The sequence below is a fragment of the Parapusillimonas granuli genome (assembly GCF_013416525.1).
Lineage (GTDB): Bacteria > Pseudomonadota > Gammaproteobacteria > Burkholderiales > Burkholderiaceae_B > Parapusillimonas > Parapusillimonas granuli.
The window spans coordinates 258,998-280,672 of record NZ_JACCEM010000002.1 but is presented as its reverse complement, the minus strand read 5'-3'; the positions used below and the strand labels follow the sequence as shown (position 1 = coordinate 280,672).

Annotated in this window: 21 protein-coding genes and 1 tRNA gene; 10 read left to right on the top strand and 12 right to left on the bottom strand. The window is 65.6% G+C overall.

The genetic code is table 11. From position 1 onward, the window contains the following. Window positions 1-95: 95 nt before the first annotated feature. Window positions 96-172 (bottom strand) — tRNA-Arg (locus H0A72_RS04035). Between the two features lie 57 nt (window positions 173-229). Beyond that, window positions 230-793: a DNA-3-methyladenine glycosylase gene (locus H0A72_RS04030; protein ID WP_218953158.1), complete on the bottom strand. Its 564-nt coding sequence runs from the start codon at window positions 791-793 to the stop codon at window positions 230-232. Window positions 794-1,017: 224 nt separating this feature from the next. Between H0A72_RS04030 and H0A72_RS04025 the strand changes: the two genes are divergently transcribed. Next, entirely contained in the window at window positions 1,018-1,227 is a 210-nt protein-coding gene (locus tag H0A72_RS04025) for a cold-shock protein (RefSeq protein WP_180153777.1), read from the top strand. 46 nt (window positions 1,228-1,273) lie between these two features. Here the strand turns inward: H0A72_RS04025 and H0A72_RS04020 are convergent, their stop codons facing one another. The 7 genes from H0A72_RS04020 to zwf all read right to left on the bottom strand — a co-directional run bounded on the left by H0A72_RS04020 (window position 1,274) and on the right by zwf (window position 9,658). Next, a complete protein-coding gene (locus H0A72_RS04020) occupies window positions 1,274-2,311 on the bottom strand; it encodes an adenosine deaminase (RefSeq protein ID WP_180153776.1) in 1,038 nt (345 codons plus the stop codon). A gap of 157 nt (window positions 2,312-2,468) precedes the next feature. After that, window positions 2,469-4,463 (bottom strand): TRAP transporter large permease, encoded by a 1,995-nt coding sequence (locus H0A72_RS04015; protein WP_246436766.1) that lies wholly within the window; start codon window positions 4,461-4,463, stop codon window positions 2,469-2,471. A 20-nt stretch (window positions 4,464-4,483) separates the two neighbouring features. Beyond that, entirely contained in the window at window positions 4,484-5,497 is a 1,014-nt protein-coding gene (locus tag H0A72_RS04010) for a TRAP transporter substrate-binding protein (RefSeq protein WP_180153775.1), read from the bottom strand. A 219-nt stretch (window positions 5,498-5,716) separates the two neighbouring features. Further along, on the bottom strand, window positions 5,717-6,565 hold the full coding sequence (locus H0A72_RS04005) for an SIS domain-containing protein (protein WP_246436765.1): 849 nt from the start codon (window positions 6,563-6,565) through the stop codon (window positions 5,717-5,719). After that, window positions 6,468-7,538, bottom strand: a complete 1,071-nt coding sequence (locus H0A72_RS04000; RefSeq protein ID WP_180153774.1) for a glucokinase — start codon at window positions 7,536-7,538, stop codon at window positions 6,468-6,470. Before H0A72_RS04000 ends, H0A72_RS04005 begins: the two co-directional genes overlap by 98 nt. Beyond that, entirely contained in the window at window positions 7,519-8,196 is a 678-nt protein-coding gene (pgl, locus tag H0A72_RS03995; protein ID WP_180153773.1) for a 6-phosphogluconolactonase, read from the bottom strand. Before pgl ends, H0A72_RS04000 begins: the two co-directional genes overlap by 20 nt. Window position 8,197: 1 nt before the next feature. Further along, entirely contained in the window at window positions 8,198-9,658 is a 1,461-nt protein-coding gene (gene zwf, locus H0A72_RS03990) for a glucose-6-phosphate dehydrogenase (RefSeq protein WP_180153772.1), read from the bottom strand. 160 nt (window positions 9,659-9,818) lie between these two features. Here zwf and H0A72_RS03985 point away from each other — a divergent pair, with 160 nt between their 5' ends. The 8 genes from H0A72_RS03985 (at window position 9,819) to H0A72_RS03950 (ending at window position 16,769) form a co-directional block, all read left to right on the top strand. Then, complete coding sequence (locus H0A72_RS03985) at window positions 9,819-10,865, top strand: LacI family DNA-binding transcriptional regulator (protein ID WP_180153771.1); 1,047 nt, start codon at window positions 9,819-9,821, stop codon at window positions 10,863-10,865. Between the two features lie 179 nt (window positions 10,866-11,044). Next, on the top strand, window positions 11,045-11,716 hold the full coding sequence (locus H0A72_RS03980) for an ABC transporter permease subunit (RefSeq protein ID WP_180153770.1): 672 nt from the start codon (window positions 11,045-11,047) through the stop codon (window positions 11,714-11,716). Then, entirely contained in the window at window positions 11,716-12,369 is a 654-nt protein-coding gene (locus tag H0A72_RS03975) for an amino acid ABC transporter permease (protein WP_180154025.1), read from the top strand. Before H0A72_RS03980 ends, H0A72_RS03975 begins: the two co-directional genes overlap by 1 nt. A gap of 74 nt (window positions 12,370-12,443) precedes the next feature. Continuing rightward, window positions 12,444-13,250, top strand: a complete 807-nt coding sequence (locus H0A72_RS03970) for a transporter substrate-binding domain-containing protein (protein WP_180153769.1) — start codon at window positions 12,444-12,446, stop codon at window positions 13,248-13,250. A 17-nt stretch (window positions 13,251-13,267) separates the two neighbouring features. Continuing rightward, window positions 13,268-14,062, top strand: a complete 795-nt coding sequence (locus H0A72_RS03965) for an amino acid ABC transporter ATP-binding protein (RefSeq protein ID WP_180153768.1) — start codon at window positions 13,268-13,270, stop codon at window positions 14,060-14,062. Window positions 14,063-14,092: 30 nt separating this feature from the next. Next, entirely contained in the window at window positions 14,093-14,854 is a 762-nt protein-coding gene (locus tag H0A72_RS03960) for a sugar phosphate isomerase/epimerase family protein (protein ID WP_180153767.1), read from the top strand. Continuing rightward, window positions 14,851-15,789, top strand: a complete 939-nt coding sequence (locus tag H0A72_RS03955; RefSeq protein WP_180153766.1) for a PfkB family carbohydrate kinase — start codon at window positions 14,851-14,853, stop codon at window positions 15,787-15,789. The genes H0A72_RS03960 and H0A72_RS03955 overlap by 4 nt, the downstream gene beginning before the upstream one ends. Next, complete coding sequence (locus H0A72_RS03950) at window positions 15,789-16,769, top strand: 2-hydroxyacid dehydrogenase (protein ID WP_180153765.1); 981 nt, start codon at window positions 15,789-15,791, stop codon at window positions 16,767-16,769. The genes H0A72_RS03955 and H0A72_RS03950 overlap by 1 nt, the downstream gene beginning before the upstream one ends. An 18-nt stretch (window positions 16,770-16,787) precedes the next feature. Here H0A72_RS03950 and eda read toward each other — a convergent pair whose 3' ends face one another. From eda to H0A72_RS03935, 3 genes are all read right to left on the bottom strand, one after another. Beyond that, window positions 16,788-17,405: a bifunctional 4-hydroxy-2-oxoglutarate aldolase/2-dehydro-3-deoxy-phosphogluconate aldolase gene (eda, locus tag H0A72_RS03945; protein WP_180153764.1), complete on the bottom strand. Its 618-nt coding sequence runs from the start codon at window positions 17,403-17,405 to the stop codon at window positions 16,788-16,790. Between the two features lie 36 nt (window positions 17,406-17,441). After that, window positions 17,442-19,268, bottom strand: a complete 1,827-nt coding sequence (edd, locus tag H0A72_RS03940; RefSeq protein WP_180153763.1) for a phosphogluconate dehydratase — start codon at window positions 19,266-19,268, stop codon at window positions 17,442-17,444. Window positions 19,269-19,398: 130 nt separating this feature from the next. Next, complete coding sequence (locus H0A72_RS03935) at window positions 19,399-19,776, bottom strand: DUF423 domain-containing protein (protein WP_180153762.1); 378 nt, start codon at window positions 19,774-19,776, stop codon at window positions 19,399-19,401. Between the two features lie 213 nt (window positions 19,777-19,989). Here H0A72_RS03935 and H0A72_RS03930 point away from each other — a divergent pair, with 213 nt between their 5' ends. Beyond that, window positions 19,990-21,630, top strand: a complete 1,641-nt coding sequence (locus H0A72_RS03930) for an isovaleryl-CoA dehydrogenase (protein ID WP_180154024.1) — start codon at window positions 19,990-19,992, stop codon at window positions 21,628-21,630. Window positions 21,631-21,675 lie beyond the last annotated feature (45 nt).

The window sequence follows — 21,675 nt, the reverse complement described above, 5'->3', positions numbered from 1 at the left end:
CGATCTTGCGGAGCAGCTCTGACGCACGCAAAGAAAAACCGCCTAGGGATTACACCCCTAGGCGGTTTTGACTAGCTGAAAACACTAGTGAATTTTGGCGCGGCTGGCAGGATTCGAACCCACGACCCCTTGGTTCGTAGCCAAGTACTCTATCCAACTGAGCTACAGCCGCTGTGAAAGAGGCGTAACTATAACACGGTTTTTTTTTCTTGTCATGGCGACCGGCAAACTACTTCCTGGAGACGTGGGGATTGCCTTCTATATAGAACCGCAGCGGCCGGGCCGCCCACTCGCCGGCGTAGTCCACGCCGATGCGCGGCCGGGTCACGATGGTGATGGGCGAGGCGTCGTCCGCTTCGGCGATGTAGAAGTCCTCGCTGCACAGATCGTGCCCATAGTGGGACTTGTCTATGCCCATGGCCTTGCACAAACGCCCCGGGCCATTGGCGGGCGCCGCCAGGTTGGCCACGGGCTCGAGCGCGCGCAGCAGCACCGCGGTGCCGGTGCCCGGGGCGCCGGTGACGACGTTCATGCAGTGATGCATGCCGTAGATCAGATAGACATAGGCGTGGCCCGGCGGGCCGAACATGGCCCGGGTGCGGGGGGTCAGGCCCTTGGACGAATGGGCGGCCAGGTCTTGCGGCCCCAGATAGGCTTCGACCTCGACGATGCGCCCGACCCGGGGCGTTTCTTCGACGCGGTGGACCAGCAGCTTGCCCAGCAGGGCCTGGGCCACGACGACCGTGTCGCGGTCGTAGAAAGACCTGGGCAGCATGGGCGGTGGGCGATGCATGAAGGAGCGTGTCACGTCACGATACAAAAAAAGGCACAATCCATTGAATATACCCGAATATGTAGTTGACTTGCCGGTGCCTTATCTATAGCATGGCAATCTAGATTTTCAAGTTCGTTGAAGTTAGTACAAATTCAGTACCTCAGTACTTTTTTGCTCAAATCTCTACACCTTGACAGTCTTCCTTAAGGGCATGTCGCTCAATTTTTATAGGGATTGCAAAAATGCAAACTGAAACCGGTATTGTCAAATGGTTCAACAACGAAAAAGGCTACGGCTTCATCAAGCCTGAGTCCGGTGGCAAGGACCTCTTCGCCCACCACACCGATATTCTCGGCACGGGCTTCAAGTCGCTCGAAGAAAACCAGCGCGTTTCCTTCGTCGCCTCGGAAGGCCAGAAGGGCCCGCAAGCCAAATCCATCCAGGTCCTGTAATACGGCCTTGATGCAGTAGAAAAGCCCACCGCAAGGTGGGCTTTTTTCACGCCGTCGCCGGCAGGCGCGCCAGCCATTGCGCTTTCTGCTCCGGCGGCAGGAAAGACGCACGGATGCTGTTGCCGGCCAGGGTGGCGAGTTCCGCTTCGTCCAGGCCCAAGGATTCGGCGCAGGCCAGGTAGTTGTCGGCCAGGTAGCCGCCGAAATAAGCGGGGTCGTCCGAATTCACGGTGACCATCAGGCCCTGGCGCAGCATGCGGGCGAGGTTATGGTCTTCCAGCGAGGGAAAGACGCAAAGCCGCAGGTTGGACAAGGGGCATACGGTGAGGGGCACCTTTTCCTGCGCCAGCCGCCGCATCAGGTCCGGGTCTTCTTCGCTTCTGACGCCGTGGTCTATGCGTTCCACCCGCAGGATATCCAGGGCGTCGCGCACGTAGGCCGCGGGGCCCTCTTCCCCGGCATGGGCTACCAGGCGGAACCCCAGCTCGCGGCAGCGGGCGAAAACCCGCGCGAATTTTTCCGGCGGGTTGCCTTTTTCGGCGGAATCCAGCCCTATTCCCATCCAGATGTCCTGGTACCGGTCGCGCAGCGGCAGGGCTTGCTCCAAGGTGGAAAAGGCATCGGCTTCCGGAAGGTGCCGCAAGAAGCTCAATAGCAGGTAGCCGCTGACGCCCAGGGTATCGCGGGCGTCGCGCAAGGCGCGGCCGATGCCGGCGAATACCGTTTCCATGGGAACGCCGCGGGCGGTGTGGGTCTGCGGGTCGAACATGATTTCCGCATGCACGATGCCGTCGCGCTGGGCGCGGCGCAGGTAGGCCATGGTCATGTCGTAGAAATCCGCCTCCTGGATCAGCACGCCCGCGCCTGCGTAATACAGGTCCAGAAAGGACTGCAGATCATCGAACCGGTAAGCGGCGCGCAGCGCTTCCACCGTCGGATACGGCAGTTCGATGCCGTTGCGGCGGGCCAGCTCGAACATCAGCTCCGGCTCCAGCGTGCCCTCGATGTGAAGGTGGAGTTCGGCTTTCGGCAGGGCGCGTATGAATTGCAGAAGTCGGGGGTCGGGGCGGGTGTGGCTGTGCATGTGGTGGCGCGCTACGGCATCAAGGCGGGGACCCTATTATGTCAGGGATTGTGCCCGAACCAAATGCCGTGGCGCTGTGGCCTTCATGGGACGCCCTGAACCGGCGCCCGCCGTTGCGGGCGGACGCCGGCGCGCCCGCGTACACGGAGTTCGGCCTTCAGCCCAGCCAGAGCGAGACCTCGGGAACATAGGTGACGACCATCAGGACGATCAGCATGGAAATCAGGAACGGCCATGCGGCCACGGCGATTCTGCCGATGCCGGTTTGCGCGATGCTGCTTGCCACGAACAGGTTCACGCCCACAGGCGGCGTGATGAAGCCGATTGCCAGGTTCATGACCATGATGACGCCGAAGTGCACGGGGTCGACGCCCAGCTTCAGTACCAGAGGCAGCAGGATGGGCGTCAGGATCACGATGGCCGCGAGCGCTTCCATGAATACGCCTATCCATAGCAGGAAGACGTTGATGAGCAGCAGGATGACGATTTTGTTCTCGGAGATGCTGAGAATGGCCGTGGCGATGGTGTCCGGTATCTGTTCTATGGTCATGATGTTTCCGAACATCGTGGCCATGGCCATCAGGACGATGACGATGGAAGACGTCAGCGATGATTCGATGCAGCTTTGATACAAGCTCTTCCATGACATTTCGCGGTAGATCCAGAGGCCGACCACCAGGCCGTACAGGGCCGCGACCGCGGCGGCCTCCGTGGGCGTCATGATGCCGCCGTAGATACCGCCCAGAACGATCACCGGCACCAGCAGCGCCCATTTGGCGTCCCAGCAGGCCCATAGCAGGGTGGCCGGCGAGCGTTTGCGCTTTTCGCCGTGCCAGCCCTTCTTTTTGGAGATCATGTAAGCCACGATCATCAGGCCCACGCCCATGATGACGCCGGGAATGATGCCGGCCATGAACAGCTTGCCCACCGAGACTTGGCCGGCCACGCCGTAGATCACGAAGGGGTTGCTTGGCGGAATGATGACGCCGATCGCCCCGGCCGATGCGACCACCGCCGCGGCGAAGTATTTGTCGTATCCGCGCGCGATCATGGCGGGTATGGTGATCGTGCCGATCGCCGCGACGGTGGCCGGGCCCGAGCCGCTGATCGCGGCGAAGAACATGCAGGTCATGATGCTGGCCAGGGCCATGCCGCCGGGAAGCGAACCCACGAGTTCGTCGCCCACGGCCAGCAGGCGTTTCGAGAGCCCGCCCGCGCCCATGAAGATGCCCGCGGCGATGAAGAAGGGAATCGCCATGATCGGGAATGAATCGATGGAAACGAAGGCGATCTGGGCCAGATAGGCCACGGGCAGCGTGCCCGCGCCCACGATGGCGGCCAGAGTGGAGAGGCCCAGTGAGAAAGCGATGGGCACGCCCAGCATCAGGAACAGGATGAAGTAGGTGAAGAGCAGGCCGGTCGCGCTCCAGTCGTCTCGGAGCATGACGGGCGCAAAAGAAACGCCGGCCAGGGCGATGCCTGCGAGAACGTCGGGCAGCGGCATGTGGCGGGCTTCGTTCCACATGTCCTGCAGCGTGCGCAAAGCCATCAGCGAGAAGCCGATCGGCAGAATGAGATAAGGAATGAAATATTTGATTTGCAAGGCCGGCGTGGTTTGCGGCATTGCAATCTGCATGGCGACGTGGTCGGCGCCCATGGCGGCCAGCAGCCCGACCAGTATCATCGCGTAGGTGCCGGTCATGATCCACACGATGCTTTGGTGGCGCGGGCTGAGCTTCAGGAAGAGGACGTCGACGCGTATGTTGCTGCGCGCCAGTATGGCGACCGGGACCGCGAGATAAGAAATCCAGATGAACAGATAGCGTGAAAGCTCTTCCGTCCATACCGCCCATCCGGAAACGTGTTGCAATGCGGCGCCGATATCCTTCTGGTCGAAGAAGCGGCCCAGGACGGACACCCAGAACGGGTCGTCCAGTGCCTGGGAGAGATTGCTGATGGAATAGCGGAACAGGGTCTGATAGTTGATGAGCAGGATCATCACGATCAGGCCGACGACGAGCAGCGGCTTTTCCAGGTTGTTCAGCCATTTCTGCCTGGGGGCCGCGGGCCCGGAAGGCCGGACCGGGTCGGCCGGCGCATCGGCGCCGAGGACCAGGGCCGGCGCATTGGGATTGGTCTGCATAGGCGTCATGTCCGGCCCCTTGTGTGCGCTTATCGTTGGGTATCCTGAACCATCTTGACCAGCTCCGGCGGCAGCTTGGCCGCGTGGGCGTCGAACACCGGCTTGGTTGTTTTCTTGAAATCGGCTATTTCGTCGTCGGTCGTCTCATGAATCGAAATGCCGCCGTCCACGAAAGCCTTGCGCGCCGCCTTTTCATTTTCCGGATAGAACTTCGTGCGTTGCATGGCCAGTGCTTCGGCCGCCGCTTCGCGTATCACCGCCTGCGACTCGGGAGCCAGGCCGTCCCACCATTTCTTGTTGGCCATCGCGACCTGCATGCCGTAGTTGTGATTCGAGGTGATGGCGTATTTGAGGACTTCGTTGTGCTTGGCGCCGAACAAATGCGGGAAGGTGTTGCCCTGGGCATCGATGGTGCCTTGCTGCAGCGCCGTATAGACCTCGCCCCAGGCGATGGGGGCCGGGTTGGTGCCCAGCGCCTTGGCCACGTCCACCTCCACCGGCGAATCGGTGGTCCGCATCTTCATCCCTTTCAGGTCGGCGGCCTTCTTGAGCGGCCGGTTCACCGAAACGAAATTGCGGTACCCGTATTCGGCATACATCACGGGTTCCATGCCGATGTCGTTCGCGACCTTCTTGAAATACGTGTTGAGCTCGCCGCCCGGGTCGATGGATTTGTAGAGATTCTGCTGGAATTTGGGCGACGTGATGTACGGCAGATCGAAGACGGCGTACAGCGGCGAAAAATTGGCCAGGTTGGGGGTGGAGCTTACGCCGATTTCCAGCGTGCCCTTTTGGGCCCCTTCGATCAGCACCCGGTCGCTGCCCAGGATGGCCGCCGGGAACACCTGCACCTGCATTTTCCCATCCGACTTTTCCTTCACCAGGTCGGCGAACTTCTGGTAAGCCATGGTGATGTGGTTGCCCGGAGGCGCAGTATGGGCCAGGCGGAACTTGAGCTTGGGCCCGGTGTAGTCCGCCAGCGCGGGCGGGGTGGAGACCAGGGCCAGCCCAAGCGTGCCAAGGATGAATGCGGTCTTTTTCATGAGTCTCTCTCTTTGGTCCATTTTGAATAGGCGAGAGGCCCAGGACTGCGACCCTGGTTTGTCTCCTCTCATCGGGCGGCAATTCGATTGCTCTTTGGTTTTTGTTTTGTAATAAAAGGAACTTTTTGTTCCATCTATATATTATTTTGGCCGATTCTAAGGAGGAAGACGGTTTAAGTCAACAAGATACCAAAAAAATCAGAATGAAAAGTTCCTGATTCAAAGACTGGAGCGCCTGTTGCGCAGGCTTTTCTTGGTTTTCTCCAGGCTCCGGCTGGCCTCTTTGCCGCGCTTGAGCGCCACGCCCAGGGCGAGGACGTCGATGAGCGCCAGATGGACCAGGCGCGAGATCATGGGGCTGTAGAGCTCGGTGTCCTCCTGGGTGTCGGCGCGCAGCAGCACGCCGGCCAGGTCGGCCAGGGGCGTGCCGCTTGCCGTGATGGCCACGACGGGGCAGCGGTTCCTGCGCGCGAGCCTGACGGCGTCCAGGATTTCGCGCGAGCGGCCGGAATGCGAGATGGCCACCAGCACGTCGGACGGCCCGAGCAGCGAAGCCGCCATCAATTGCACATGGCTGTCGGAATACGCGGCGGTGGCCAGGTCGAAGCGGAAGAATTTGTGCTGCGCGTCTTGCGCCACGATGCCGGAATTTCCCACCCCGTAGAACTCCACGCGCCGCGCCCGGCTGATCAGGCCGATGGCGGCGTCCACCTGGCCGGCCTGAATGTCGTTGCGCGCGCGCAGCAGGGCGGATACCGCGTTGTCCATGACCTTGGCCGCCAGCACGCCCGCGCCGTCGTCGGCGTTCAGCGAGGAATGCACGTAGGGGACGCCCGTCATGAGGCCGGCGGCGAACTGGATCTTGAAGTCGGGCCAGCCCTTGTAGCCCATGCTGCGGCAGAAGCGGATGACGGTGGGTTCGCTGACGCCGGCCAGGCGGGCCACGTCGCCCAGGGCCGCATGGGCGACGTCATGCGTCCGGTCGAGCAGCAGCTGGCCGACTTTGCGCTCCGCCGCGCTGAGCGTGGCCAGGTCTTGCGCTATCCGTGCCGGCAGTGATTTGGTCATGTTCGAGTCGTTCCAGGTAGGCGGCGGCTCCGGTCAGTCCCGGGTAGGCTGCATCGATGATGAAAACGGGAATGGCGGAAAGATAGTCCGAAAACCGGCCCTTGTCATTGAAACGCGCGCGGAACGGCGACGTCAGGAAGTATTCCCCGAGCTTGGGGATGATGCCGCCGCCCAGGTAGATGCCGCCGCGCGCGCCCAGGGTCACGGCCAGGTCGCTGGCCGCGGTGCCGAGTATGGCGCAGAAGGCGTCGAGCGCCCGGCGGCATGTGGGGTCCTTGTCCGAGATGGCCAGGAAGCTGATGTCGGCCGGGCCCAGCGCCTGCGGCTGCAGGCCTTGCTCCAGGCTCAGGCAGCGGTGGATGAACTGCAGGCCGGCGCCCGACAGCAATCTTTCCATCGAGACGTGGCCGAACTCCGCGCGCGCATGTTCCCATAGCCGCTGCTCCAGGTCGTTGCACGCCGCGAAGCTGACGTGGCCGCCTTCCGCCGCCAGCGGCAGCCATGGGCCGTGCGGGGTGGGAATGAGGGCGGAAACGCCCAGGCCCGTGCCGGGGCCGATGACGCCCAGCGGCGTGCGCGGCGCGCTTGCGCCGCCGCCGACCCGCCGCAGCTCGTTCTCCGCCAGATGGGGCAGCGCCAGCGCCAGGGCGGTGAAGTCGTTGATGACGTGCAGGGCGTCCAGGCGCAGCTTGCGGCGCAGGTCTTCGATGGAGAACGACCAGTTGAAATTGGTCATTTGTATGCGGTCGCCCAGCACCGGGTTGGCGATGCCGATGACGGCGCCCGCGATCTCGGGCCGGCCGCATTCGTCCAGATAGTGCTCTATGGCTTCGCGCAGGGACGAAAAATGGTTGACCGGCCAGGCCGCGATGCGTGCCACCGACGCGGGGCCGGAGCACAGCGCGAAGCGCGCGTTCGTGCCGCCGATGTCGGCGATGAGGTGCTGCGGGCGGTCATGGGTGCCAGTAAACATCGAGGGGTACCTCCTGTTGGGCGATCAGATAGCTGACGGGCAGGGCGGGGGTGGCGGCTTGCGCGGCGGCCGTTTCGTACACGCGGCGCTTCGCCGGCCCGCTGATGTACAGCGCCAGGCCGCCTGCGCGCATGAGCGCGTTCAAGCTCATGCTGATGCGTTCATAGGGCGCCTTGGGCGGCGACACGTGCACGTAGCGGTCGCCGCGCGCGCCGTCCAGCGCCCGGCCCAGCTGCGGCGCGCCCGGAAACAGCGACGCCGTGTGCCCATCTTCGCCCATTCCCAGCACGGCCAGTGTAATGCGATGTTTCTGCCGGTTGGCGCGCTGCAGGTTCGCCTGCATGCCTTCGGGCGGATGGGCCAGGCCCAGGAAGCCGGCGGCGGCGGCCCGGTTGCGCAGCAGATGCTTGCGCACCAGGCGTTCATTGCTGTCGGCGTGGGTGGGCGGCAGATAGCGCTCGTCGACCAGGGTGACGGTGACGAACTCCCAGTCCAGCTCGGCCTGGCTCAGCGCGTCGAACAAGGCGATGGGCGAGCGCCCGCCCGAGACCGCAAGGCCGGCTTGCCGGCCCGCGGCGATGTCGCGCCGCAGGGCCGAAACGATATGGCCGGCCAGCGCTTCTATGCAGGACGGCGCGTCCGGGTATTCATGCCACATGTCAGTTTTCCTCATGCCAGACCACGCCGGCCCTGGACAGCAGGCCGCTGGAGGCGGCGGGCCCCCAGCTGCCGGCGATGTAGGGCTTGGGCGCGATGCCGTGCCTGTCCCAGCAGGCCAGTATCGGTTCCACCCAGATCCAGGCTTGCGCCTGTTCGTCGCGGCGCATGAACAGGGCGAGCCGCCCATGGATGACGTCCAGCAGCAGCCGCTCGTAGGCGTCCGCGCGCCTGGCCTTGAACAGAGTGTGGAAATCGAGATTCAAATAGGCCGACTGCAGGTTCATGGCGTCTCCCGGCTCCTTCGCCAGGAAATGCAGGCGTATGCTTTCGGTGGGCTGGAGCCGGATCACGAGCTTGTTCGCCGATTGCTGGCTGAAGGGCGTATGGAACAGGGCATGGGGAACGGGGCGGAATTGGATGACGATCTCGGCCACTCTTTCCTGCATGCGCTTGCCCGTGCGCAGGAAGAAGGGGACGCCGGCCCAGCGCCAGTTCACGACTTCGGCCTGCAGGGCCACGAAGGTTTCGGTGTTGCTGTCGGGCGCCACATGGGGCTCATCGCGGTAGCCGGGCACGGGCGCGCCGCGTATGGCGCCGCCGCGGTATTGCCCGCGCACCGTCTTGGCCGGGACGTCTTCATCGCTGAAGGGCTTGAGCGATTTCAGGACCTTGAGTTTTTCATTGCGCACGGCCTCTTCCGCCAGGCTGGAAGGCGGTTCCATGGCGACCATGCAAAGCAGCTGCAGCAGATGGCTTTGCAGCATGTCGCGCAGCGCGCCGGTCTGGTCGTAGAAATCGCCTCTTTCCTCGACCCCGAGCTCCTCGGCGATGGTGATCTGTATGTGGTCTATCCATTCCCGCCGCCACAGCGGTTCGAACAGCGTGTTGCCAAAGCGTATGGCCAGCAGATTCTGGACGGATTCCTTGCCCAGGTAATGGTCGATGCGGTAGATCTGGTTCTCGGCGAAGCATGCGCCCACCGCGGCATTGATGGCGTTGGAGGAGGCCAGGTCATGCCCCAGCGGCTTTTCGAGCACGAGGCGGACATTGGGGTGGTTCATCCCGATGCGGGCAAGGTTTTCGCATATCGTGATGAAAAGCCGCGGGGCGGTGGCCAGGTAGCAGACGGTGATGCGCCCGGGGTCGCCGCCCAGCGCATCGAGCAGTTCGGCGTAGTCCGCCTGCTGATCGGCGTCCAGCTGCCGAAACCGGATCCGGCCGCAAAAGCCGGCCCACGATCCGGCGTCGAAATCGGCGCCCAGCCCGGGCCTGACCCGCTCTTCCAGCGTGCGCAGATAGCCTTCGAGGCTTTGCGGTTCGCGGCCCAGGGCGAAGATGCGCCCGTCGGCGTCCAGCAGCCCCGCCTTGTGGGCCTGGTACAAGGCGGGGACGAGCTTGCGCAGCGCCAGGTCGCCGGTGCCGCCGAAAAAAACGATGTCGAAGGGAGGGGTGCACGCCATTTGACCGTTCCTGTTCAGGCCGCGCCGCATGGTCCGCCGCGCAGCCCGTTTGTGCAATTAGGCTACTTGTCGGCCGCCTTGTAAAGCCGGCTGCCCGCGGGGCGATAGCTGGCTACAATCCGATTGTGCTTTTTCAACGCGCCCCGCGCCAACAAATTCCATGCCCAAGACCCCCCAACGCAGCACCATCGCCGACGTGGCCCGGCATGCGGGCGTATCCAAGGCGACGGTGTCGCGCTTCCTGAATCACCGAGACACCTTGTTGACGCCGGCCATCGCCAAGCGGGTGGAGGCGGCCGTGAAGGAACTGGGCTACAAGCCCAGCCCCATGGCCCAGGCGCTCAAGCGCGGCCGTTCCCGGCTGATCGGGCTGGTGGTGGCCGACATCACCAACCCCTATTCGGTGGCCGTGCTGAGCGGGGCGGAACTGGCCTGCCGCGAGGCCGGCTACCTGGTCATGCTGTTCAACCTGGGCAATGAAAGCGAGCGGGAAAGCGCCGGGATACAGGCCTTGTCCTCCTACAAGGTCGAAGGCTTCATACTCAACACCATGGGGCACGATGCGGGCGCCGTGCTGGAAACCGCCGGCCAGGGGCGGCCCGTGGTGCTGGTGGACCGCATGCACCAGGGGCTGGACGTCGATTTCGTGTCGCTCGACAACCCCCACGCCATCGATCTGTGCATGAACCACCTGATCTCCGCCGGCTACCGGGATTTCCTGCTGGTGTCCGAACCGCTCGGGCAGGTCAGTTCCCGCATCCAGCGCGCGCGGGCCTACGAGGCCTTCATCCAGGCGCGCGGCCCGGCGCTGCGGGGCGACAGCTTCGAGTGCGGTCCCGCCGACGAAGCCGCGCTCATGCAGCGCCTGCAGGCCCTGCGGGCCAATGCCCGCGGCCTTCCCGCGGTGGTCTCCAACAACGCGGTCGTCACCTTGCGCCTGATCGCCGCCGTCGCGGCGCTGGGCTGGAAGCTGGGCGAGGACATAGGCTTGATCGGCATCGACGACGCGCCCTGGGCGCCCTTCGTCGGGCCGGGCGTCAGCGCGGTGTCCCAGCCCACCGAGCAGATCGGCCGCCTGGCCGCGCGCTGCCTGCTGCAGCGGCTGGACGGCCTGACGGCGCCGGCGCGCACCATCCTGCTGCCCGGCACGCTGGCCGCGCGCGGCTCCACGCGCAGCCGCGCGGCCGCCGCGCTTGCGCCGGGCTGACGCCCGCCAGGGCTTTGCGCCGGCGCCCGCGAACGCGGAAAAAATATGACATGAAAAACTGCTGATATAATTCGACCAACTTTGACCGTAAGCTGAAACCGGTTTCATAGGAAAAGCTGCAGTATGTTCAGGCTGCGCGGTATGCTTTTACCGTCAGCGATACCGTGGGTTCAAACAAAGTGAATTATTCATTTCAATTTGGTCCGGTTTTCGAGGCATGGCCCCTGCTGCTGCGCGGCACCTGGATGACCATCCAGCTGTCCTTCACGGCGATGGTGCTCGGCTTGGCCGTCGCCATACTGTGCGCCTGGGGCAAGACCGCCGGCCCCGCGCCGCTGCGCTGGCTCATCAATGTCTACATCGAAGTCATCCGCAACACGCCGTTCCTGATCCAGCTCTTCTTCTTTTTCTTCGCCTTGCCGGCGGTGGGCATCAGATGGTCGCCGTACATGGCGGCGCTGATCGCCATGGTGTTCAATCTGGGGGCCTATGCCACGGAAATCGTCAGGGCGGGCATAGAGTCCATACCCAAGGGCCAGATCGAAGCCGGCCACGCATTGAACCTGTCCCGGGTGGAAATCTTCCGCTTCGTCGTGCTCAAGCCGGCCTTGCGCGCCATCTATCCGGCGCTCACCAGCCAGTTCATCCTGCTCATGCTGGCATCCAGCGTGGTGTCGGTCATTTCGGCCGACGACCTCACGTCGGTGGCAGCCAACCTGCAGTCCGAGACCTTCCGCAGCTTTGAAATCTACATCGTCATCACGGGCATATACCTGGCCTTGACGCTGGCATTTTCCTATGTGTTTCGGCTGGTGTTCCAGTGGGGCCTCAATTATCCGGACCGTCGATGATGCGTACATTTGGCTATTCCGATTTCTGGTTCATACTCGAAGCCGCGCAGTGGACCATCGTCCTGTCCGTCATGGCCTTCATCGGCGGCGGCATCGTCGGGCTGATCGTCGCGCTGGCGCGCACTTCCGACAGCGCCGCCGCGCGCAGCCTGTCCATGGGCTTCATCCAGCTGTTCCGGGGAACCCCGCTGCTGCTGCAGCTGTTCCTGGTGTTCTTCGGCGCGCCGGTCCTGGGCCTGGACATCAACCCATGGCTGGCGGCCGCGATCGCCCTGACCTTGAACAGCGGCGCGTTCCTGGGCGAGATCTGGCGTGGCTGCATCGAAGCCATCCCGCGCGGGCAATGGGAGGCCGCCGAAGCCCTGGGCCTGTCCTACCGCGACAAGATGCGCGACGTGGTGCTGCCGCAGGCCATGAAGATCGCCGTGCCGCCCACGGTCGGCTATATGGTCCAGATCGTGAAGGGCACGTCGCTTGCCGCCATCATCGGCTTCACCGAACTCACCCGGGCGGGGCAGATCATCAACAACGCCACGTTCCAGCCCATGCTGGTGTTCTCGGTCGTCGCCGTCATTTATTTCGTGTTGTGCTGGCCCTTGTCGCTCCTGGCGGCCAGGCTCGAACGGAAACTCGCTTTATCGCTAGCGCGGTAACGAAACCGGGCGGCGACGACCCGCCCGGTTTCTCCGGTGTTTGATCCACTCTATTCCTATTTGGAGACGCAAAAATGTTTGTACTCGAGAATGTGAAGAAAATCGCGGGAGCGGCTTTGCTGGCCGGCTGCGCGGCCTTGACGCTGGGCGCGGCGCCGTCGGCGGCCGAGACCATAGACGACGTCAAACAGAAAGGCGAACTGACCGTCGGCATGCTGGTCGATTTTCCGCCTTACGGCATCTTGAACGCCCAGAACAAGCCCGACGGCTACGACGCCGACGTGGCCAAGCAGCTGGCCAAGGACCTGGGCGTCAAGGTCAACATCGTGCCGGTCACCGGCCCGAACCGCATTCCCTTCCTGCTGACCAACAAGGTCGACATGCTGGTGGCGTCCCTGGCCATCACGCCCGAGCGCGCCAAGCAGGTCCAGTTCTCCGATCCCTATTCGGCCGCCCAGATCGTGATGTTCGGCGGCAAGGACAGGAAGATCGGAAAGCCCGAGGACCTCTCCGGGCTGCGCATCGGCGTGGCGCGCGCCAGCACCCAGGACATCGCGGTGACCAAGGTGGCGCCCAAGGACGCCAACATCCGCCGCTTCGACGACGACGCCTCGGCCATGCAGGCGCTGCTTTCCGGCCAGGTCGACGCCATCGGCTGCTCCACCACGGTCGCCGCGCAGATCTCGCAGCGCGCGCCCAACCGCTTCGAGAACAAGTTCGTGCTCTTGCAGCAGGAAATGGCCGTCGCCATGCGTCCGGGCGAGCCCAACACCCTGAAAGCGGTGAACGAGGCCGTCGCGAAGAACATCCAGAACGGCGAATTCAGCAAGCTGTTCGAAAAATGGCTGGGCACGCCGCTGCCCGAACTGAAGAAATCCTGATTCCATAGCGATCGAACATGACAGACAGACAGAATCCGGCTGTTGTCGATCGAGGCGGTCGTTCCGCCCAGGCGGGTGGAACGATCATCGAGATCCAAGGGCTGAACAAGTGGTATGACAAATTCCACGTGCTGACGGACATCGACCTGAAAGTCTCTTCGGGCGAGCGCATCGTCATCTGCGGCCCTTCCGGCTCGGGCAAGTCGACGCTGATCCGCTGCATCAATGCGCTGGAGAAAGTGCAGCAGGGGCGCATCGTGGTCGACGGCATAGACTTGACCGCCGGGGCCGGCAATATCGATGCCGTGCGCCAGGAAGTCGGCATGGTGTTCCAGCAGTTCAATCTTTTCCCGCACATGACCGTTTTGCAGAACTGCATGCTGGCGCCCATGCGCTCGCGCAAGGCGAGCAAGGCCGACGCGGAAGCCCTGGCCATGAAATATCTGACGCGGGTGCGCATCGCCGACCAGGCGCACAAGTACCCCAGCCAGCTGTCCGGCGGGCAGCAGCAGCGCGTCGCCATCGCGCGGGCATTGTGCATGACGCCCAAGATCATGCTGTTCGACGAGCCCACGTCGGCGCTGGACCCCGAAATGGTGAAAGAGGTGCTGGACACCATGATAGGCCTTGCCGAAGACGGCATGACCATGCTTTGCGTGACCCACGAAATGGGCTTTGCGCGCAGCGTGGCCGACAGGGTGATATTCATGGCCGACGGCAAGATCATCGAGCAGGCGCGGCCGGAGGAATTCTTCGGCAATCCCCAGCATGAAAAGACGCGCGCTTTCCTGGGCCAGATTCTCAATCACTAAAGTGCCGCTGGGCAGGCGGCGCACACCATCATGTCGATTTTCATTTCTCTTTCATCGTTCGGCGCGCACGAGGTCAGGCGGCACGGCCAGCCGTGGTTCGCCCGCCTGTGCCACCAGGCGGGCGCCGACGGCGTCGAAATCCGGGCCGAGCTGCTGCGGGGCGAGCCGGGCGAATGCGCCGAGCTGGCCGCCGTCGTGCGCGATACGGGGCTGCGCTGCGTCTATTCCTGCCCCGACATGCTGTGGCGCGCCGGCGGCGACCTGGACCGCGCCGCCCTGGATGCGGCCCTGGACTATGCCGGCGCGCTGGGCGCAACGGTGCTGAAGATGTCCATCGGCGCGTTTTCCGCGCAATCCGCCGCCGGCCTCGCGGCGCTGTCGAACAGGCTGGACGCGAGCGACGTCGAACTGCTGATCGAGAACGACCAGACGGTGGACGCGGGAACGCTGCACGCGCTCGGCCGCTTCTACCAGGCGGCCGATGCGGAGGGGCTCGATCTCGGCATGACCTTCGACATCGGCAACTGGCACTGGGTGGGCGAATGCCCCATGCAGGCCGCCCGCGAATTCGCCCACCGTGTCCGCTACGTGCACTGCAAAGGCGTGCAGCGGCAGCCCGGCCGCTGGGTCGCCGTGCCGCTGCAGGACTCGGCCGCGCCCTGGCGCGCGATCATGCGCGCCATGCCCCGGCCGCTGCCCGCGGCCATCGAGTACCCCCTGGCCGGCGAGGACCTGCTCGGGGTGACTCGGGCGGCGGTGCGGGGCTTGCGTGAACTGGAGCATCAGCTGTGAACCATGTCTTGGACGTCATAACCTTCGGCGAAGCGATGATGATGCTCGTGGCCGACCAGCCCGGCCCCCTGGAGCAAGCCATGCTGTTCCACAAGCGCACGGCGGGGGCGGAAACCAACGTCGCCATCGGCCTGGCGCGGCTGGGCCTGAAGGTCGGATGGGCGAGCCGGCTCGGGTCGGATTCCATGGGCCGCTACCTGCTCGATACGATGCGCAAGGAAGGCATAGACTGCTCGCATGTCGTGTGCGATGCCTCCCAGCGCACGGGCATGCAGTTCAAGGGGCGGGTGACCGACGGCAGCGATCCGCCGGTGGAATACCATCGCAAGGGCTCGGCGGCCAGCCTGATGCAGCCGGGCGACATCGACGAGGCATGGCTGCGCGGCGCCCGGCATCTGCATGGCACCGGCGTCTTTCCGGCGATTTCGGCGAACTGTTACCAGGTGGCCCGCAGGACCATGGAAATCATGAAGGACGCCGGCGGAACGATTTCCTTCGATCCCAATCTCAGGCCCAGTCTCTGGGCCTCGACCGACGCCATGCGCGAAGGCGTCAACGCCCTGGCGTTCCTTGCCGACTGGGTGTTCCCGGGCCTGGAGGAAGGGCGGCTGTTGACGGGGCTCGAATCGCCCCAGGACATCGCGCGCTTCTATCGGAATCGCGGCGCCGCCATCGTCGTGGTCAAGCTGGGCGCCGCGGGCGCGTATTTCGATGCGGCCGGCCAATCGGGCTACGTGGCCGGGTTTCCGGTCGAGCAAGTCATCGACACCGTGGGCGCCGGCGATGGCTTCGCGGCGGGCGTCATCAGCGCGTTGCTCGAAGGCAAGAGCCTGCGGGCCGCGGTCGAGCGCGGGGCCTGGATAGGGGCCCGCGCGGTGCAGGTGCTGGGCGACACCGAAGGCCTGCCCACCCGGCAAGAACTGGGAGACCGCTGATGAGCCGCAAGAAGGTGCTGGTTTACCGGCAGTTGCCGCCCGAGCAGCTGGAGCGCATCCGCCGCGAACACGAGGTCGTCGAGGCCAATCCGCGCCTGCCGGAACAGCGGCGGGCTTTTTTCGATGCGCTCCCGGAAGCGCAGGGCATGATCGGGTCCAGCTACCCCGTCGACGCGGCCATGCTGGCGCAAGCCCCGCGCCTGGAGGTGATTTCCAGCATCTCGGTGGGCGTCGACAAGTTCGAGCTGGATGCGCTGGCGCGGCGCGGCATCGTCCTGTGCCATACCCCCGGCGTGCTGACCGAAACCGTGGCGGATCTCTTGTTCGCGCTCATCCTGGGCACCAGCCGCCGCCTGGTCGAGCTGGCCTGCCACGTGCGCGACGGCCGCTGGACCGAGAGCGTGGGCGACGACCTCTTCGGCTGGGACGTCCACGGCAAGACCCTGGGCATCGTCGGCTATGGTCGCATCGGCCACGCCCTGGCCCGGCGCGCGGCGCTGGGCTTCGGCATGCCCGTGCTCTATCACACCCGCCGACCGGTGGACAGCGGCCTGCCCGAAGGGGCGGCCCGGGCCGCGGCCCTGGACGAACTGCTGGCCCGGTCGGATTTCGTGGCGCTGGTGCTGCCGCTGACGCCGCAAACCCAGGGCCTGATCGGGCCGCGCGAATTCGCGCTGATGAAACCGGGCGCCATCCTGGTCAACGGCGCGCGCGGCCCCATCGTGCAGGAGGAGGCGCTGCTGCGGGCGCTGGACGGCGGCCGTTTGCGGGCGGCCGGCCTGGACGTGTTCGACGTCGAGCCCCTGCCGCCGGACTCGCCCCTGCGCACCCACCCCAAGGTGCTGCCCTTGCCGCACGTGGGCTCGGCCACGCACGAAACACGCCTGGCCATGTCCGTGCTGGCGGTGGACAACCTGCTGGCGGCGCTCGGCGGCGGGCGGCCGCCGGCCGTGTACCGCCTGCCGCCCGCCGCGGGCTGACGCCGGCCCGGCGCCGCCCTACAAGGCGCAGGCTTGCCGCGCCAGTTCGGTGATGGCGCCCCATTGCCGCCCCGCCACCGCGGCCTCGGGCGTGAGCCAGGAGCCCCCTACGCATTTCACGTTCGGCAGGTCCAGATAGCTGCGCGCATTGGCCGCGTTGATGCCGCCGGTGGGGCAGAAGACGATGTCCGGCAGCGGACCGTACAGCGCCTTGAGCAAGGCCGTGCCGCCGACGGCCTGCGCGGGAAACAGCTTTTGCGCGGTGCAGCCTTCGTCGGCGGCCAGCATGGCTTCCGTAGCGGTTGCGACGCCCGGCAGGAAGGGGATGCCGGTTTGCCGGGCGGCCCGCGCGATGTCGGGCGTGAAACCGGGGCTGACGCCGAAGCGCGCGCCCGCGTTGATGGCCGATTCCAGCTGGCGCGCGCTGCGCACCGTGCCCACGCCGACCAGCGCCTCGGGCACCGCCTGGCTGATGAGCCTGATCGCCTCCAGGGCGGCGTCGGATCGCAGCGTGATTTCCAGGCTGCGCACGCCGCCGTCCACCAGGGCGCGCGCCAGGTCGACGGCGGTGTCGATGTCCTGGATGACGATGACGGGCATCACAGGGCTTTGTTCCAGCAGTTCTCTTGCGTTCATGCGGTCTACCTCTTGACGTTGACAGGCCCTGGGTGGTCAGAGCCAATCCGGATGGCCGAAAATGCTTGCGCCCGATTCCGCGCCGGTGGCATGCCGGCGGGCGCCGTAGAACAATTCCCGTCCCAGGCCGGCCTGCGCCGCTTCGGCCCCGGCGCCGGCCAAGGGCCTGTCGAGCCAGCCGTCCGGCGCCAGCACGTCCAGCCGGCCCGCGAGCGTGTCGATGCGGATCGTGTCCCCGTCCCGCACATACGCCAGCGGGCCGCCCGCCAGCGCTTCCGGGGCGGCATGGATGGCGGCGGGCACCTTGCCCGATGCGCCCGACATGCGCCCGTCGGTCAGCAGGGCCACCTTCAGGCCGCGGTCCTGCAGCACGGACAGCACGGGCGTCAGCTTGTGCAGTTCCGGCATGCCGTTGGCCTTCGGACCCTGGTAGCGGACGACCGCCACGAAATCCGAGGCCAAGCTGCCTTCATTGTATGCCTGCAGCAGGGCGTCCTGGCTGTCGAAGACGCGCGCCGGCGCCTGGATGACCCGGTGTTCCGGGGCCACCGCGGAAACCTTGACCACTGCCCTGCCCAGATTGCCCTGCAGGCGCTTCAGGCCTCCATCGGGGCTGAAAGGCCGGGCGACGGGCCGGATGACGTCGGGGTCCAGGGAGTGCGCCGGCCCTTCGCGCCAGGCCAGCGCGCCGCCCTCGAGGCAGGGCACCCGGGTATAGCGTTCCAGGCCCGGGCCGGCGACGCTGCGGACATCGCCGTGCAGCAGGCCGGCGCCGAGCAGCTCCGCGATCACCACCGGCATGCCGCCGGCCGCCTGGAAGTGGTTGACGTCCGCACCGCCGTTGGGATAGATGCGCGCCAGCAGCGGAACCGCCGCCGACAAGTCCGAGAAATCGTCCCAGTTGATGACGATGCCGGCTGCCCGGGCGACGGCGACCAGGTGCAGGGTGTGGTTGGTGGACCCGCCCGTGGCCAGCAGGCCGACGATGCCGTTGACGATGGCTTTCTCGTCGATCACTTCCGCCACCGGCGTGAACTCCTCGCCCTGCGCCGTGATCTGGAGGGCGCGCCGCGCCGCGGCCCGGGTCAGCGCTTCGCGCAGGGCCGTGTTGGGCGGCACGAAGGCGCTGCCCGGCAGGTGCAGCCCCATGATTTCCATGAGCATCTGGTTGGAATTGGCGGTGCCGTAGAACGTGCAGGTGCCGGGCCCGTGGTAGGAACGCATTTCGGAGTCGAGCAGTTCTTCATCCCCGGCCCGGCTTTGCGCGTGGCGCTGCCGCAGCAGCGATTTTTCGGTATTGGAGATGCCGGTGGGCATGGGGCCGGCCGGGACGAAGACGGCGGGCAGGTGGCCGAAGCTGAGCGCCCCGATCAGCATGCCCGGAACGATCTTGTCGCAGACGCCCAGGAAGACGCCGGCATCGAACATTGGATGGCTCAGGGCGATTGCCGTCGACATGGCGATGACGTCGCGCGAGAACAGGCTGAGCTCCATGCCGGGCCGCCCCTGGGTGATGCCGTCGCACATGGCCGGCACGCCGCCCGCGAATTGCGCGGTGCCGCCGGCGGCGAAGGCCGCTTGCTTGATCCAGGCCGGATAGGCGCCCAGCGGCTGGTGGGCGGACAGCATGTCGTTGTAGGCCGATACGATGGCGAGGTTGGGCCGGGACCGCTGCTTGAGGCGCGCTTTTTCGTCGTCCGCCATGGCGGCGAGGGCATGCGCGAAATTGGCGCAGGCCAGATGCCCGCGCTCGACTTTGCCGCCATAGGCGGCGCGGCTGCGCTGCAGGTAACGGCCGCGGGTGTCGGCGCTGCGGGCGATGATGCGCTGGGTGACGGCCTGGACGGCGGGGTGGATGGCCATGGCGTGGGCTCCTGTTTGCCGGACTGTAGCTGATAATTGTAGTTTAACTACATATGGCGCGCAAGATCGTCCGGCGCCGATGCCCGGTGGGCGCGGGTGCCGCGGATCGCCTAGTTCCGCCGGCGGTCCGTCATTGTTGCTGCCGGTAGGCGGCCAGCGCGGTCATGCCCCAGGCGAGCAGAAAGGCGACGCCGCCGATGGGCGTGACGGCGCCCAGCCATTTGTGGCCGGTCAGCACCAGCGCATAGAGGCTGCCGCTGAATATGAGGATGCCGACCAGCATGACGAGCCCGGCGCCGCGCAGGAGGGCGGAGCGGCGGCGTTCATGCAGCACGGCCAGGGCCAGCAGGCCCAGGCCGTGCACGAGCTGATACAGAACGGCGGTTTGCCAGGTCGCCAGCATGTCGGGCCCGACATGCTGCTTGAGGCCGTGGGCGCCGAATGCTCCGGCGCCCACGCCGATGAGCAGGATCAGGGATGCGACGATGGTTTGCACGCGGGGAGACATTTTTTCCTCGATGGTGGTTCAGGTGGATGATACACGGGGAGTCGGCGGGCCGGGAGCGCTGGGATGGCGGGCCGCGCGGCAAGCCCGAACGCGCCGCGACAATCGACGAGCCGTGCTGGTATCATGAACGCATCGGAAGTCATGCACGCCAGGATCTCCAAAGCCCACACGAGCCGCACGGCCCTGGCGCCGCCGGCCGTCGCGAGGTGCGCCATGGTATGGACCACGCATGAAGTCATCAACCAGACCCCCGAACTGGGCGACTACAACCTGTATTCCACCGACCCGGTCCTGAAAGAATGGGTCGCGAAATCCGCCGGGCAGTACGACGCAACGCTGTTCCACTACGGCGAAAGACTGGGGCGCCGCGCCGGCTTCGCCCTCGCTCACGACGCGGACCGCCACCCGCCCCGCCTGGAAACCCACGACCCGCGGGGCAACCGCGTCGATCGCATCCACTTCCATCCGGCCTGGCATCGTTTCATGCGCATGGCCTTCCTGCAAGGCATGCATTCCGGGCCATGGGCCGCGCCGGCAAAAGGCGCGCACGTCGCCAGGGCGGTTGCTTACCTGATGCACGGGCAGGTCGAAGCGGGCTCGCTTTGCCCCACCACCATGACCTACGCCGCCGTCCCCATCCTCGCGCGCGAGCCCTGGTTCGATTCGATCGCGCCCCTGCTGTATTCGACCCGGTACGATGAGCGCGACCTGCCCTTGCCGGAAAAGACCTGCATGATGGTCGGCATGGGCCTGACCGAGAAGCAGGGCGGCTCGGACTTGCGCAGCAACCTGACGCAGGCCGAGCCCGTGGCGGAAGGCGGGTGCGGCGAGCGCTATCGCCTGCGTGGCCATAAATGGTTTCTGTCGTCCCCGTCCTCGGACGCGCACCTGGTCCTGGCTCGCAGCCCGGCGGGCTTGTCCTGTTTCTACGTGCCGCGCTGGCTGGAGGACGGCGGCCGCAATGCCGTCATGGTCATGCGCCTGAAAGACAAGCTGGGCAACCGCTCGAATGCCAGCGCCGAGGTGGAATTCCAGGACGCCTCGGGCGTCCTGGTGGGCGAGGAAGGCCGGGGGCTGTCCATACTGCTGGAAATGGCTTCCTATACGCGCCTGGATTGCGTGCTGGGCAGCGCGGCGCTGCTGCGGCAGGCGCTGGTGCGGGCCATGCGCCATGCGCGCCATCGTGTCGCCTTCGGCCAGACGCTCATCGGCCAGCCCTTGATGCAGAGCGTCCTGATGGATCTGTGCCTGGAAAGCGAAGCCGCGACGCTGCTGGCGCTGCGGCTGGCGCAGGCTTGCGACGGCGCGGACGATCCGCTGGAACAGGCCTACCGGCGAATACTGACGCCGGCCGCGAAATTCTGGGTCTGCAAGCGCGGCGTGGAAGCCATTGCCGAGTGCATGGAAGTCCTGGGCGGGAACGGCTACATGGAAGAAGGTCCGCTGGCCCGGCTCTACCGCGAGGCGCCGGTCAATTCGATCTGGGAAGGCTCGGGCAATGTCATGTGCCTCGATGTCCTGCGCGCCATCCGGCGCGAGCCGGAATCGGCGGCGCTGTTTTTCGGCGATCTGGAAGCGGCATGCGCGCAAGACGATCCGCTGCGGTCGCGGCTGCAGGCTTTGCGGGTCCTGCTGGGCGCGTCCCGGATCGATCTGGAAGCCGCCGCCAGGCATGTCGCCGAAGAAATCGTGCTGCTGGTACAGGCCGGGCTGATGCGTCGGCATTCGCCGGAGACCCTGGCCGAGGCCTTCGTGCAAAGCCGGTTCAGCGGGAGCGGGCGCGTGTATGGGCTGGTTTCCGGGCCCAATGCGCTGAACAGCATGTTCGAGCGCGCCTGGGGCGGCGATTCCTAAGGGGGCGTCGCCTCCCGGCGAGGGCCCGGGCATTCCGCGCTCATT

What these genes read in the sequence shown, in the direction of transcription:
- H0A72_RS04020 (WP_180153776.1), bottom strand. Translation starts at nt 2,311, where the DNA reads ATGCACAGCCACACCCGCCCCGACCCCCGACTTCTGCAATTCATACGC.
- H0A72_RS03965 (WP_180153768.1), top strand. Translation starts at nt 13,268, where the DNA reads ATGACAGACAGACAGAATCCGGCTGTTGTCGATCGAGGCGGTCGTTCC.
- H0A72_RS04030 (WP_218953158.1), bottom strand. Translation starts at nt 793, where the DNA reads ATGCATCGCCCACCGCCCATGCTGCCCAGGTCTTTCTACGACCGCGAC.
- H0A72_RS04000 (WP_180153774.1), bottom strand. Translation starts at nt 7,538, where the DNA reads ATGTTTACTGGCACCCATGACCGCCCGCAGCACCTCATCGCCGACATC.
- pgl (WP_180153773.1), bottom strand. Translation starts at nt 8,196, where the DNA reads ATGTGGCATGAATACCCGGACGCGCCGTCCTGCATAGAAGCGCTGGCC.
- H0A72_RS03950 (WP_180153765.1), top strand. Translation starts at nt 15,789, where the DNA reads ATGAGCCGCAAGAAGGTGCTGGTTTACCGGCAGTTGCCGCCCGAGCAG.
- H0A72_RS04025 (WP_180153777.1), top strand. Translation starts at nt 1,018, where the DNA reads ATGCAAACTGAAACCGGTATTGTCAAATGGTTCAACAACGAAAAAGGC.
- eda (WP_180153764.1), bottom strand. Translation starts at nt 17,405, where the DNA reads ATGAACGCAAGAGAACTGCTGGAACAAAGCCCTGTGATGCCCGTCATC.
- H0A72_RS04015 (WP_246436766.1), bottom strand. Translation starts at nt 4,463, where the DNA reads ATGACGCCTATGCAGACCAATCCCAATGCGCCGGCCCTGGTCCTCGGC.
- H0A72_RS03960 (WP_180153767.1), top strand. Translation starts at nt 14,093, where the DNA reads ATGTCGATTTTCATTTCTCTTTCATCGTTCGGCGCGCACGAGGTCAGG.
- zwf (WP_180153772.1), bottom strand. Translation starts at nt 9,658, where the DNA reads ATGGCGTGCACCCCTCCCTTCGACATCGTTTTTTTCGGCGGCACCGGC.
- H0A72_RS03935 (WP_180153762.1), bottom strand. Translation starts at nt 19,776, where the DNA reads ATGTCTCCCCGCGTGCAAACCATCGTCGCATCCCTGATCCTGCTCATC.
- H0A72_RS04005 (WP_246436765.1), bottom strand. Translation starts at nt 6,565, where the DNA reads ATGACCAAATCACTGCCGGCACGGATAGCGCAAGACCTGGCCACGCTC.
- H0A72_RS03975 (WP_180154025.1), top strand. Translation starts at nt 11,716, where the DNA reads ATGCGTACATTTGGCTATTCCGATTTCTGGTTCATACTCGAAGCCGCG.
- H0A72_RS04010 (WP_180153775.1), bottom strand. Translation starts at nt 5,497, where the DNA reads ATGAAAAAGACCGCATTCATCCTTGGCACGCTTGGGCTGGCCCTGGTC.
- H0A72_RS03970 (WP_180153769.1), top strand. Translation starts at nt 12,444, where the DNA reads ATGTTTGTACTCGAGAATGTGAAGAAAATCGCGGGAGCGGCTTTGCTG.
- edd (WP_180153763.1), bottom strand. Translation starts at nt 19,268, where the DNA reads ATGGCCATCCACCCCGCCGTCCAGGCCGTCACCCAGCGCATCATCGCC.
- H0A72_RS03930 (WP_180154024.1), top strand. Translation starts at nt 19,990, where the DNA reads ATGGTATGGACCACGCATGAAGTCATCAACCAGACCCCCGAACTGGGC.
- H0A72_RS03985 (WP_180153771.1), top strand. Translation starts at nt 9,819, where the DNA reads ATGCCCAAGACCCCCCAACGCAGCACCATCGCCGACGTGGCCCGGCAT.